This is a genomic window from Rhodobacteraceae bacterium Araon29 (assembly GCA_039640505.1).
Classification (GTDB): domain Bacteria; phylum Pseudomonadota; class Alphaproteobacteria; order Rhodobacterales; family Rhodobacteraceae; genus CABZJG01.
In genome coordinates this window covers 2,666,783-2,680,984 of record CP046865.1, presented here as the reverse complement: position 1 = coordinate 2,680,984, position 14,202 = coordinate 2,666,783, and the positions used below count along the sequence as shown (strand labels likewise).

Annotated in this window: 9 protein-coding genes; 4 read left to right on the top strand and 5 right to left on the bottom strand. The window is 50.6% G+C overall.

The window, feature by feature from the left end; genetic code table 11:
- Positions 1-26: 26 nt before the first annotated feature.
- Positions 27-2,192 carry a hypothetical protein gene (locus GN278_12850; GenBank protein XAT61563.1) on the top strand — a complete coding sequence of 722 codons (2,166 nt, stop codon included), beginning with the start codon at positions 27-29 and terminating at the stop codon, positions 2,190-2,192.
- A gap of 15 nt (positions 2,193-2,207) precedes the next feature.
- On the opposite strand, the gene GN278_12845 is transcribed toward GN278_12850, so the two are convergent.
- Entirely contained in the window at positions 2,208-4,475 is a 2,268-nt protein-coding gene (locus tag GN278_12845; GenBank protein ID XAT61562.1) for a hypothetical protein, read from the bottom strand.
- Positions 4,476-4,993: 518 nt separating this feature from the next.
- On the opposite strand from GN278_12845, the gene GN278_12840 reads away from it, so the two are divergent.
- From GN278_12840 to GN278_12830, 3 genes are all read left to right on the top strand, one after another.
- Positions 4,994-6,793: an ATP-binding cassette domain-containing protein gene (locus GN278_12840; GenBank protein ID XAT61561.1), complete on the top strand. Its 1,800-nt coding sequence runs from the start codon at positions 4,994-4,996 to the stop codon at positions 6,791-6,793.
- Positions 6,794-6,943: 150 nt separating this feature from the next.
- Positions 6,944-8,821, top strand: a complete 1,878-nt coding sequence (locus tag GN278_12835) for an acyl-CoA synthetase (GenBank protein ID XAT61560.1) — start codon at positions 6,944-6,946, stop codon at positions 8,819-8,821.
- A gap of 115 nt (positions 8,822-8,936) precedes the next feature.
- Positions 8,937-9,671, top strand: a complete 735-nt coding sequence (locus tag GN278_12830) for a hypothetical protein (GenBank protein XAT61559.1) — start codon at positions 8,937-8,939, stop codon at positions 9,669-9,671.
- Between the two features lie 12 nt (positions 9,672-9,683).
- Here GN278_12830 and GN278_12825 read toward each other — a convergent pair whose 3' ends face one another.
- From GN278_12825 to pcaD, 4 genes are all read right to left on the bottom strand, one after another.
- On the bottom strand, positions 9,684-10,916 hold the full coding sequence (locus GN278_12825; protein XAT61558.1) for a mandelate racemase/muconate lactonizing enzyme family protein: 1,233 nt from the start codon (positions 10,914-10,916) through the stop codon (positions 9,684-9,686).
- Between the two features lie 12 nt (positions 10,917-10,928).
- A complete protein-coding gene (locus tag GN278_12820; GenBank protein ID XAT61557.1) occupies positions 10,929-12,014 on the bottom strand; it encodes an alcohol dehydrogenase catalytic domain-containing protein in 1,086 nt (361 codons plus the stop codon).
- 63 nt (positions 12,015-12,077) lie between these two features.
- Complete coding sequence (locus GN278_12815; GenBank protein ID XAT61556.1) at positions 12,078-13,337, bottom strand: MFS transporter; 1,260 nt, start codon at positions 13,335-13,337, stop codon at positions 12,078-12,080.
- Positions 13,338-13,360: 23 nt separating this feature from the next.
- Complete coding sequence (gene pcaD / locus GN278_12810; GenBank protein XAT61555.1) at positions 13,361-14,152, bottom strand: 3-oxoadipate enol-lactonase; 792 nt, start codon at positions 14,150-14,152, stop codon at positions 13,361-13,363.
- Positions 14,153-14,202 lie beyond the last annotated feature (50 nt).

Here is a 14,202-nt window from a genome sequence, read left to right as displayed (position 1 = left end):
AAGCGTGGGGCGCTTTGGGTGAGAAAATGATAAATGCACAGTGGCTGGGGTCATTTGGGGAATCTATTGCCGGTCATGATGAACGACCTATCGGCATATTGGCAAATACTGCCAAGGGGCAGTTGTCGGTTTATGATTATCAGGCGCTGCAGACGCTGACTTATCAGGTGCAGTCAGGTGGGTTAGAACAAATCAGTGCCACTGCATTGGTCGCTTCTCAGCGGGTCGAGATGCAAATAGGAACATCAACTTATTGGCTGGATCCGCAGGCAATAGGTGGTCTTGACGGGCTTTATCAAAGCGCAAATTACATCTCAAACAGCCTACTGGTTCAGTCCGCTGGGTCATCATCCGCAGGCCAAAGCCTACACTTGGCAAGTGTAACAAGCGGAAATCAATCCTTTGTGATTGCTGCTGCCAGCGATGGTGAGGGTGTGGAGGTTTTTCAGTATAAAGATAGTGTGATTGGAGCCTCTACAAGCCGCGTTTTGGATAGTGAGGCAGGCTATTTGCAGCAGGTGTGTGATTTGGCAACAGCCCGCATCGGCGAGACCACCTATGTCTATGCTGCCTCTGGTGTTGAAAATGGCCTCTCGATATTTTCCTTGGAAACCGATGGGCAACTTTCGCTGGTGGCCAATGTCGGACAGGCGCAATCTTTGCCAGTCAATGCAATTTCCCAGCTTGAAATGATTGCCCTAGGGCCAGCTCGGTTTTTACTGGTGGCATCGCAGGGGTCAAATTCACTGACCGTTTTGCGCGTTCTGGAAGATGGGCAATTAAAACCAGTCGATCATATTTTGGATGACCTTGCTCTGCGGATAGAAAATATTTCTGCGCTCGCTTATGTCGAAATTAAAGGCAGAGGGTTGATCGCTGCCGCAGGTAATGACGGCGGGATCAGCTTTTTTGAGCTGTTGCCAACGGGACGACTAATTCATCACACCACGGTTATTGTAGGGCCAGAGGCGGGCATCGGCACCATTAGCAATTTAAGTTTGCTAAGTGGTGGGCAGGTTGTCTATCTGGTGGTGCGCGATAAATCTCAAACTGGTCTTGGGGTTTTTTCAATTGATATTAGTAATTTTGGCGCGGCAGAGGGCGCCGCCGGTGGGACGGATGAATTGCTCGTTTCGGCACCCGATGCATCTGCGATCAACGGATATGAGGGCGATGATTATCTGATCGACGGGACGGGCAATGATGTCATGACCGGGGGCGTTGGGCGTGACACCTTTGTGCTTACATCGGATGGGAAAAGTGATCTGATAACAGATTTTGATATTCACCAAGATACATTGGATTTATCCTTGTGGCCGATGCTTTACAGCTCTGCGCAGCTGACCTTTGTTGAAGCATCTGATGGCGTCACAATTCACTTCTGGGGTGAGGAATTGGTGGTCAAATCTGCATCCGGAACAAGCCTTGTTGCGGATGACTTTGGCCGCCAAACAATTACATATCTTACCCACTTTGATGTGCATCTGCAGCCCCAAGAAATGAGCCAACCGACAGCGACTGCGCTGCCATTAAATCAAGGTGTTGTTCTGGCAGAGCCACAGCCAGATTTTTCTTTTCCACTCACTGCGGAGGATATTGCAGAGTATCCCGAACTGGTATCAGAGCCCTTTCAACTACAGGCAGGCCCTTATTTTATCACGGCTGCCTTTAGCAATATAGGCGCTATTCTGGCAGCAATTGACACTTCGCCAAGCCAAGGCACGGTGTACAAATTGCCAGAAATTGGCCATGCGGACAGCGAAGGCATGAACGGCAGTTCAGGCAATGATTATTTTATGGCCATGGGGGGGCATGATGTACTTTATGGACAGGGGGGCGATGATACCCTATGCGGCGGCAATGGATCAGATAGGATCTATGGCGGCACCGGTAAGGATGTTCTTGTCGGGGGATTTGGTTCGGATCTACTTTCTGGTGGCAGCGGCGCTGATTGGTTTGTGTTTTATCCCACCATCCCGGGCGAGATTGATGTGATCGCTGATTTTGACCCGGCTTTAGACACCATCTATCTTTCAGGTCTTTCCGGTGCAAACGCTCAAGAAATTTATTCTGAATTGATTTTTGTTGACGTTGGCCAGGATCTTTGGCTGGATGTTTTGGGTCAAGGTATTATATTCAAAAACCTTCTGCACGAGGATATTTCTGCGAATGAATTTTTCTTTAACGTTTAATGCTAGATCAAAATTCTAGATAAAAATTATATCATCTATAGAGAATTGTTTATCGTCTACTCCGATCAACTGCAGATGGTAATCGCCGTAAACTATATCGCTGCCCTGCTCAGTTTCCCGAATTAGGATATCTTTGAACCGGCCCAATTGGCCCCCACTGGAAATTCCGACCAGTATCAGTTTGTCTTGCTTAGGGTTAAAGTCACGTATCATGTCTTGGTCAAGATCATCAAAATTGCGAAATACGAAGCTATCGGCTCCAGCACCCCCTTCTAGTGTATCACTGCCAGCACCTGCATCAATACTGTCATCACCGGCGCCGCCGGAAATAAAATCATCGCCCCCAGCAGAGAGCAGAATATCGTCACCGCCCCCGCCAGAAACGAAATCTGCACCGGCCCCTGTTTCTATTTTATTGCTTGTGCCATCACCAAAAACCGACTGACTTTCTAACGAAAAGGACGGAGTGGTGATGACGGTGTCCTCAAAGTCATTTTCTGTCCATATCTTGCCCTGCGCTCCCGTCCAGATGAAAACCAAGCTATCAATTTTTATCGTCCCCGGCTTTTGGGGAAGATCTAAAATGTTTGATGTATGTGAGGTATTTGTAAAACCTGATTGATTTGTTGAATGACTAATACTGAATTCGATGACCTCATAAGGGTTCAGTTGGAAAGTGATATTATCGACTGGCCCAAGATCTGATGAAGTGAGGTATTTATACGATGCTTGCACGTCTGTTTCGCTGGCGAAATAGTAATCTTCTATGGTTTTTGGATCGGGTTTTTTGGGCAGAATGTCATCAAACTGGGGTAAATACGTCAGATATTTAACCTCACCACCAGAAGTTTCTTTTACAGTAATATGATCTTGATTTGTCTCATCAAAAAATGCCAGAGACTGTAAGTCTAGATACTCAATATAGCTGATTTCACGTTTTGCCACACGGTTTTTGTGGTTTGCGTCACCCATTTCGCTCAACCCATCAGAGCTGGTAGGATCATAGCCAAGGATCACACCGGATACGGTAGTGATATCTGGGGCAATACCGCGCAAATCAATTGTGAACTGTGTGGTTTGTGCTGAGCGTGATGATATATAAATCAGAGTTTTATAGTCCTGGCGGAATGCAACGGTTTCCAAGCCCGTCAGCTTTTCTTCAAGGTTAAGCTTTAGCAGGCGGGCGGACGCGGCACCTGATGAACCTGCAAAATTCTGAGACAGCAGTTGGAACGCTCCACCAGCAGGTGTGAGCGCGGCGGGTTCAGCGGGATTGCCTGCTATACTATTTGGGGTTTTATGCTGAATCGGCCAAGCATGGGCGGCATCAACGCCAAGTTCAAGCATATATTCAAACTGTTTTAAAAGCGTCCCGGCGCCTTTTAATCCAAGCTGATCTGCATTGGATTTTTGAACATTCCATTCTGTAAACACTAAATCCAGATCGCGCGTTGATACCTGTGCCCATTGCTGGTCCCAAGCTTCAACTTTCTTCTGCAAATGACGTGTTTCGGTGTGGAACCTTGAACCGTTTCCAGAGCCGGCAAAGTCATCAGAGCCCTGATGGTCCTTGATATAGTAGTAGTGCTGAACAACCCCATCGATTGCCTTGATTGCAGGGTCGTCCAATTGTGCAATGATCGCGGCATTGGCTAAATTGTGGTTTCCTGTTCCCCCATAGTCACTGCCACGGCCAAAAATTTCCGCCATTTGTATCAAGACTTTGGGTTGCTCTGCGCCTTCCAATCCAGCTGCCTTAAAGCCATTTTCCAAGGCCTCTGCTGCGACATTAGCCCATTTTCCATAGGCCGTTTCAGACAGCCATTTGGAGCCAATTGAATATTCATTGCCAATTTCTATGCTCCTGACCACATCCGCATAATCGCGTCCAAGAAGATGCGCAAAATCAAAAACTTTCTGCGCGTAGCTATCGCTGTCGTATCCCTTTTCAGATAGGTTTTTGGTCGGAATACCCACGGTGACCGTATATGGGTTTTCTGTTGTGTTGTGTTGACGTATCTTTGCAAGAAAATTGACCAATCGCGGGGCCAATTCCTGCGGTGAGCTTTGTGCTAACAAGTCCCCTTCGTCCTCCATGAAACCGCCGGGATATCGTAGGTCTGTCAATCCCAAAGCCGCTGCGCTTTCGAGAAAGTTTGGAGAAACTTCACCCGCTTCAGAAACGTTAACGCGGTTCAGGGCATTCCCTCCAAAATGTGCTGTCCCGACGCTATGTTGCGTAAGTTTGACAGAGCTGACAGAAATAGTTTTCGAGAGTGGCATCGATAGGTTCCAGAGTTGCTAACATCACCACACACAAGCGCGTGAAGTTATCAAAACGGTAAGTACAATAAGCTGAATTCTCCAATAGACATGATTGCAAAGCAATTCATGCAAATGTGCAATAGGCGAATTTTTTCAAGCGAAAATTCCAGTATATTTTTGTGGAATCTCCAAAAAAGTAAATAAAACCAGAAAGATAAATAACTTATCTTTATTGATGCTCATTTTAAAAATATCAAAGGGAAAATTTCTAGAGAGACGCAATAATGCCTATTTTGTGAAGCAATTCTCCAAATCACACCGGAGGAAAAGTCAAAAATGTTTTTTTATTAAAGAGAATCTCACAGTAAATTTCGATAAAAAATGACCATACTGTAGATTGTGATGGTGCATGGACTTGAATTCAAAGGGCCAAGACGCAATCTAGTGTTCAGGGATTAAGCTGCTGTTTGCGGCTTTTGCTTGACCTGCCTCACCGAATTGGCCTTAAGGCAGGCAGCAGCAAATATAGGATGAGTATGACTCGCGACTCTGTTCCGCTACCGCTCGAAACCGACCGTAAAACATCGCGCAAACTGACGGCGCTGACCGGGCTATTTCCGTTTATCTTACCGTATCGGGGTTTGATTGCGGCTGCCATGTTTGCCTTGATGCTCACGGCGGCTGTTTCTTTGGTATTGCCCTTGGCCGTGAGACGGGTTGTGGATAATTTCAATACCTCACAAGAGGCGATATTAGATCAGTATTTCGCCGCCGCCCTCGGGGTCGCGCTGCTTCTGGCTATGGGTACAGCGCTGCGCTACGCTCTGGTCACGCGGCTCGGCGAGCGGGTGGTGGCAGACATTCGCAAAGCGGTGTTCGATCGGGTCATTTCAATGAGCCCTGCATTTTATGAAAGCATTATGACCGGCGAGGTTCTAAGCCGGATCACCACCGATACCACATTAATCCTGTCTGTAGTGGGCTCGTCAGTTTCAGTTGCGCTGCGCAATGTGTTGATTTTCTTTGGCGGGTTGATTTTGATGCTGGTGACATCGGCAAAGCTGACCTCACTGGTTTTACTGATCGTTCCGGCGATCTTGATCCCGATTTTGACCTTAGGCCGCCGGGTGCGTAAACTCAGCAAAGAGAACCAAGATTGGATCGCGGCAAGTTCGGCCACGGCATCCGAAGCCTTAAGCGCGGTGCAAACGGTTCAGGCCTTTACCCATGAAACCCAAACCCGGGAACGGTTTTCCGAAGTCACGGAAAAAAGTTTCCACTCGGCAAGCAGGCGGATTAATACCCGCGCTTTGATGACACTGATTGTGATCTTCTTGGTCTTTGCCGGTATTGTTGGTGTGCTTTGGATCGGCGCCCGTGATGTACGCTCGGGCGCTTTAACTCCTGGCACGCTTGTTCAATTTGTCATTTATGCTGTGATGGTTGCCGGCTCAGTTGCGGCGCTGTCTGAAATATGGGGCGAATTGCAACGGGCGGCTGGCGCCACGGACCGGCTGGTCGAGCTATTGGCAGTAGAAGATACCGTCAAAGACCCGATTAGCCCAACCCCGCGCCGTTCCAATGGCCAAGGCGCAATTCAGTTTGAAAATGTAACGTTTCGTTATCCGACGCGGCCGTTAGCTGCTGCGCTTGAAAGCATTTCTTTAGATATAAAACCTGGAGAAACCGTCGCCTTGGTTGGCCCCTCAGGGGCTGGCAAAACCACCATTATTCAACTGATTTTAAGATTTTATGATCCTGATTCGGGCCAGATTACATTGGATGGGGTAGAGCTTGGGCAAATGCGCCGTGATGATTTTCGCCAAACCATGTCGCTTGTATCGCAAGACCCGATTATTTTTGCGGCCACAGCGCGGGAAAATATCCGCTTTGGTCGGCCGTCAGCATCGGATAAAGAAATTGAAGATGCCGCTCAGGCGGCGGCAGCGCATGGTTTTATCTCTGATTTGCCAGATGGCTACGATACTTATGTGGGCGAACGAGGCGTGATGCTAAGCGGTGGGCAAAAGCAGCGCATTGCCATTGCACGTGCGATTTTACGCGATGCGCCGATTTTACTACTTGATGAAGCCACAAGTGCGCTGGATGCGGAAAGCGAAGTCGCTGTGCAGCAGGCAGTCGAAGCCTTAGCTCGAGATCGCACCACAATTATTGTTGCGCATCGTCTTGCCACTGTGAAAAAGGCAGACCGTATTGTCGTCTTCGATCAGGGCCGGGTTGTTGCCAGTGGCAGCCATCAGGCATTGGTGGCCGAAGGTGGTCTTTATGCGCGCTTGGCGCGGCTGCAATTTACCGATGGGGCCTCAGCGGCATAGCTAAGATCATTTTGACCTAACGATGCCTTTGCCATGGGCTTATACTTTGGTTATTGTTAGTCAAACATAACCACCGTCTTTTGACGGGGCATCTTTTTTCTATGCTCTTCGGGATAGAAACGGGATGTATAATGAACAGGGGAAACAAAAATGCCATTTGCGTCTGTCGCGGATTCAATCGCTTTTGAAAAGGAAATGCCGTGGGTTGACCGCGATGTTCCAAAATCAATTTTTAGCCTGCTGTCACAAACAGCTGGAAAATTTCCAAATCATAATGCCATAAGTTTTCAATTGCAGTCAGGGGCGCAAGATAAAGCCGAAACATTCACCTGGGCGCAGCTGCAGCAAAAAACTGCGCAAGCGGCCAATTTATTCCGCAGCCTTGGAATCGGCCGTGATGATGTGGTGGCCTATGTGCTGCCAAACTCCAATGAAACAGTTCTGGCCCTTTTAGGCGGTGCGACAGCGGGCATTGTCAGCCCGGTAAATCCACTGCTTGATCCGGCGCAAATCGCAGCGGTTTTGCGCGAAACCAATGCCAAAGTGGTGGTGACATTAAAAGCTTTTCCAAAAAGTGAAGTGGCGCAAACGACCGCGCAGGCTGTAGCCGATGCGCCGAACGTTCATACGGTGCTTGAGATCGACCTGAACCGCTATCTGACCCCACCCAAAAGTTGGTTGGTGCCGCTGCTTCGGCCAAAGAACCCTGTGTCGCATCAGGCCAAAGTTCTTGATTTCAACACCGAGATGGCAAAGCAAAACACCACTCTTGATTTCGAAGATATCCAAGAAGACCGCGTCGCTGCGCTGTTCCACACTGGCGGCACCACAGGTATGCCAAAAGTTGCGCAGCACCTCAGCTCTGGCATCATCTACAATGGTTGGGTGGGCTCTACATTACTGTTCACCGAAGAGGATAATGTAATCTGCCCGCTGCCATTGTTTCATGTGCTCGCCAGCCATGTGATCTTGATGGCCGCGCTTTCATCCGGCGCGCATGTTATTTTCCCGACGCCTGCAGGATATCGCGGCGATGGTGTGTTTGATAACTTCTGGAAATTGGTCGAGCGCTGGCAGGTGACTTTCATTGTCGGTGTCCCAACGGCTATTTCAGCATTAATGCAGCGCCCTGTTGATGCGGATATCAGCTCAGTTAAAACCTCATTTTCTGGATCTGCACCGCTGCCGGTCGAGCTTTTTCGCCGGTTTGAGGAAGCAACAGGCGTGACCATCGTCGAAGGCTACGGGCTGACCGAGGCCACCTGCCTTGTCTCTGGTAACCCGGTAGACGGGGAAAAGAAAATCGGCTCGATTGGAGTGCGGTTTCCCTATACAGATATTAAAATCGTCAAATCCTCTGGGAAGGGTTTGGTTGAATGTGCCACCGATGAAATTGGGGAAATTTGCATCTCAAACCCCGGGGTATGGGCCGGCAATACCTATACCGAAAGTGACAAAAACAAGGACCTTTATTACCAAGATACGCATTTGCGTACCGGCGATCTGGGCCGCATCGACAGTGATGACTATCTATGGATCACTGGCCGTGCCAAAGATTTGATTATTCGGGGGGGGCATAACATTGACCCTGCACTGATAGAAGAGGCCTTGTTAGGTAATTCTGATGTGGGCTTTGCTGGTGCCATTGGTCAGCCTGATGCCCATGCTGGCGAGTTGCCTTGTGTCTATGTCGAGTTGATCGAGGGCGCCACCGTCACCGAGGCTGAGCTTTTGGATTTTTGCACTGAGAATGTACCAGAGCGCGCAGCGCATCCGAAGCATGTTGAAATCATGCCCGAGCTGCCAAAAACAGCGGTTGGAAAAGTCTTTAAGCCCGATCTGCGTAAAAAGGCAATCACCCGGGTTTATGACGCTGCACTGGATGAGGCGGGGCTATCAGCGCGGGTGCAATCCGTGATTGATGACAAGAAGCGCGGCCTTGTGGCGCAGGTCTCATCAGAGGATAGTGATGATGAAGTTTCCGCAGTTCTGGGCGGCTTTAGCGGCCAATGGGAGCGGTGCCCATAAAATTGGCAGATAGACCTCTGGGGGCCAATTTCTTTGGTCCCCAAAGCCCTCAAAATTTGACAAAGGCCAGTTGTGAAATAATTTTAGGCCAAATGTATGATTAGGTGATTGAGTTTTGGGAAATCAGGCAGACCGCATATTGATCATTGGTTCGGCGCCCGATGCTACTGTGGCCAGATCTTGGGATACTTTACCATTTGACCGTATTGTTGCGATCAATAATGCTTGGCGCATCCGGCCTGATTGGGACGATTTGATATTCCCATATGATTTTCCAGACGCTTCTAAGCCCACTGACATACGGCCAGATCAAAGCTGGATCACACAAGACGATTTTGTGCCGGTTCAAAATGACTTTGGTGGCTTTGTATATGCAGGCGCGACCATGGCCTTTACGGCCGCCTATTGGGTGCTGGGTCATTACCGGCCCAAACAGATCAGCTTTCTGGGCTGTAATATGTGGTATCCAAAGGGCAAAACGACACATTTTTATGGATCTGGAACCGCTGATCCATTGCGCGATGATATCACGCTGATGTCGCTTGAAGCCAAATCATCGCGGCTTTATGCCTTGGCGAAAGCCGCAGGATGCGCGGTTACCAACCTTTCTCCCGGGCCCACGCGGCTGGTCTGTCCTCAACAGAGGTATGCGGCGCCAATGCCAACGCCCTTCGCAGTGCAAGAGGCACCCGTGAAAGCCGCCTTGGCGCGTGAAGCCGAACTGGGCTATTACGTGCCATCGGGCCGCTATTGGCAAGAGCTGGACCGCTTTGATGTGGGTGCATTAAACGCGCTTGATAAAATCTGGCTTTCAGCTGTGCGTCCCGATGCGGTTGCTGCCGCCGAATAAAACTGCCAGCATTTAGGATTTTTTAACTGGGGAGCCCCCGGCAAAACTATTGGCGTTTTGATAGTCGCAGGGCGCGTCCTGCATTTGAAGGTGCAGCCCCTCGCCGCCAAACGGATGCGCGCGCGCCAGTTCTTCGTCAACTTCAATCCCTAGGCCAGAGGCTTGTGGTGCCCGGACAAAGCCGTTTTCCACCTGAATACTGCCTTTGATTAAATTGTGATGAAAAGGTGTTTCAATGGTTTCGATGATTAAAAGATTGGGAATCGAGGCCGCAAGATGGATGTTTGCGGCCCACTCAATCGGCCCGGCATAAAGATGTGGGGCCATCTGCGCGTTGAACACTTCAGCGATGGCAGCAAGTTTTTTCATTTCCCAGATGCCGCCGGCGCGGCCCAGTGCGGGCTGCAAAATCGCTGCGCCACCGGTTTGCAATAACGTGGCAAATTCGGCCTTGGTGGTCATCCGCTCGCCGGTGGCAATCGGTATGCGCACCGCATCGGCAACTTTTTTGAACTCAAGCAGATTATCCGGCGGGATCGGTTCTTCAAACCACAGCGGACTATAGGGCTCAAGCGCTTGGCCAAGCCGAATGGCCCCGGCAGTGGAAAACTGACCATGGGTGCCAAACAAAAGATCAGCGCGGCTTCCAACCGCGTCGCGGATGGCCTTGCAGAACGCAACCGAGAGTTCTATATCGCGCATCGCCGGCATATGTCCGCCGCGCATCGTATAGGGGCCGGCGGGATCAAATTTCACCGCCGTATAGCCGCGATCGACCAAATCAACCGCGCTTTCTGCGGCCAATTCTGGCGTAGTCCAAAAGTCATCCAGATCATGATGCGCAAGCGGATAAAGATAACTATAGGCGCGGATACGCTCGTTCATGACGCCGCCCAGCAAAGCCCAGACCGGCCGCTCGCGGTGTTTGCCCAAAATATCCCAGCAGGCAATTTCAAGCCCAGAAAAGGCGCCCATCACCGTTAAATCTGGCCGCTGGGTAAATCCCGAAGAATAGACCCGCCGGAAAAGCCGCTCGATGTTTTCCGGATTTTCATCCAGAAAATAACGCTCGAATACATCCCGAATGACGGGCTCCATCGCTTTTGGGCCGACGCTTGAAGCGTAGCACTCGCCCCAGCCAACTATTCCGGTATCGGTGGTCAGCTTGACCAAAATCCAATAGCGTCCGCCCCACCCCGGCGCAGGGGGCGCGGTGACAATGATATCAAGATGATGCAGCTTCATGTCAGGCCTTCTTTAATCAAATACAATCACATTCCTGCGCGCCGCACCAGTTTTCGTATCTTCAATGGCCTCGTTGATTTGATCCAGCTGCCACCGGCCTGAAATCAGCTCGTCTAATTTAAGCCGCCCCTGCTGGTAAAGGTCAACCATCCAGGGAATATCGCGCTTGATCACCACATTGCCCATTTTTGATCCCACCATGCCTTGATTTACGGCTGACATCATCACCGGCTCATAGGTTGAGCTTTCTCCAGATTTTGGCATGCCGACCATGACGACTTTCCCGCCATAGGCCAAATAGCGCGGTGCGCTGTCATAAACTGCGCTTACACCAACAGTGACGAACACCGCATCAGCGCCGCGTCCCATGGCCTTTTTAGCGGTGCGCCATGGTTTTCCCTCGCTTGCTAGAACTGTATCCGTAGCCCCGAACTCGCGTGCGATTTCCAACTTATCTTCGGTCATATCCACAGCCACAATGCGCCGCGCGCCAGCGATGCGGGCGCCTTGGATGGCATTTAGCCCCACCCCGCCACAGCCGATTACGACGGCATCCTGACCTGCGCGCAACTCGGCGGCATTAACAACGGCACCGATGCCGGTAATCACGCCGCAGGCCAGCAACGAGGCCGCGTCAAATTGCAAATCATCCGTGATTTTGACCACCTGGCTTTGTTCGACCACGACCTTTTCAGCAAAAGCGCCGCAGGCCATCCCCTGATGTAAGATCCCGCCTTCGGCGGTTGTTAAGGGGCCGTGATCGCCGTTGTAGCCGGTTTCACAGATGGTTGGCGATCCTGCCGCACAGGTGGGGCATTCACCGCAGGCGCGGATCAAAGTCACAACTACCCGATCCCCAACGGCCAGACCGCTTACAGACGCGCCGATACTGGTGATTGTACCGGCTGCCTCATGGCCGTAAACTGCGGGCAGGGTGCCACCCCAAGCGCCTGCGGCATATGCGATGTCTGAATGACACACTGCCACCGCTCCAAGCGACACTTCGACTTCGCTGCCATTGGGTGCGCGCAGATCGACTGTTTCAATGCGCAGCGGTTCGTCAAAGCTGTGGCATACAGCGGCTTGGATCTGGGACATGGGCCTCTCCTTGGCTTTTTGACAAGTTTGTCCAGCTTTATCCGCAGCGCAAGTCCGAAAACGTCATTGTTGGGCCGGTGACGTCGGGTTTTCAAAAAGGTTTCGCAGTCGGATAAAGATGATCAGGCAGGCAACCACCATCATTGCAGCAAGCAAAAAAGGGGCGCCGGGAAAATAAATCGGCATGCTGGGCCTTGAAAACAGCGATAAAAGGCTGGTCATGACCAGCGGAGTCACAATCATTGCAACAGCATTAAGACTGCTCAGTACACCTTGTAGCGCGCCTTGCATGTCATCCGATATTCTGCGCGACATGATAGCCTGAAGCGCCGGTTGGCTGAGCACGCCCAGCGAGGCGACAGGGGTCATTGCCATCAACATCATCCCGTTGCTGACAAAAGCGATAAAACTCATCGCAAAGATTTCAAACCCGAACCCAAGGATCACAGTGTTGCGCTCACCCAAATAAGTTATTGCAGGACGCACCAGAACGCCTTGGACGATGGCAAAACAAAGCCCGTATATGGTCAGTGAAATACCGATCATGCGCGGTGACCAATCAAACCGTTCGGCTGTAAAAAACGGCCATACAGATGGATAAACCGCTGTGCCAATTGAGTATATCAAAAGCACAATCAACAGAGCCTTTAACCCGGAAAAGGATCCAATTGTTTTCATCGCGCCCAATGGGTTTGCTTTTTGCCAGCTAAATTTACGGCGCATCTGATCAGTGACAGTTTCGGGCAGCACAAGAAATCCAATAAGCGCATTAAGGGCAGCCAATGCAGCAGCGGCATAAAATGGCGCCCGGTGCCCCAATTCGCCCAGCAAGCCGCCAAGGACTGGCCCAAGGACAAATCCAACCCCAAAGCCCGCACCGATCAAACCGAACCGCGCAGCCTTTTCCTCAGGTTTGGAAATATCGGCCATATAGGCTGCTGCGGTGGCATTGGTGGCAGCGGTGATGCCGCCGATCACTCTGCCGATGAGCAAAAGCCAAATACTTTGCGCCAGCGCCATCACCAGATAATAGCCGACCATAACCGTCAAAGACAAAAGCAAAACAGGTTTGCGGCCGGATTGATCCGATAATGTCCCAAGAATTGGGCTAAAAATGAACTGCATAATAGCAAATAAAGACGATAGAACGCCGCCCCAGACGGCAGCTTCTGCAAGAGTGGTGTTGGGCAGCACATCAAGCAAGAGGTCCGGCAACACCGGAATAATCAATCCAATGCCCATCGCGTCGATCACAACGGTCATCACAATAAAAAACACGGTTGATTTTCGAACCCGTGCGGGGGTTTTCTGGGTGCTGCTCATGCTACAGTGCCTCTGCCGTTCTGTTATTCACACTGGCCAACGGAACGGAAAAATTCGGTCAAAACCTGGGCATATTCGGCAGGCTGCTCAACGCAGGGAAGATGACCAGCTTTGCGGATAAGATGAAATTGCGAGCCGGGAATTAAATTGATTGTCTCGCGCACCAAATCAGGCGGTGTTGAGCCATCTTCTGCCCCAGCGATACCCAATGCCGGGAGCCGCAAGCCAGAGGTTGAGGTAAAAAAGTCAGTGCCAGAAATTGCAGCGCTGCAGCCAAGATACCCTGCTGCTGGTTGCCGCACCAACATGTTTTGCCAGAGCTGCAAATCGCTGCTTGAGTGGAACTTTTTGCTAAACCATCGTTCAAGAGTGCTGTCTGCCAGAGCGTCTATTCCGCTGGCTTTCACCGCTGTGATACGCTCATCCCACATAGAGGGTTGGCCAATTTTTGCCGCCGTGTTGGACAGCACCAGCGCACGCACAATATCTAAACGTTTCACTGCCAAGCCTTGGGCAATCATGCCGCCGATGGACAGGCCGACAAAGATACAATCCTTCACCTTTAGATAATCTAACAGGGCTTCCGTATCACGCACCAAACTGCCCATAGAGTAGGGCGCAGCCGGGCATTCAGAAAGACCATGCCCGCGTTTGTCAAAGCGAATTATACGCAGCGATTTTGGCAAGAGCGGTAAAATCGGGTCCCAAAGCCGCAAATCTGTTCCAAGCGAGTTGGCAAAAACCACTGGCTGGCCGCTGGGGTCGCCATCAACACGATAATGCAGTTTTATATGTCCCAAATCAGCGTAAAGCAAAGTCTTGTCTCTTTCGGGTTTAAAGGCCGCCTTTCAAAGCTGGCACCGCC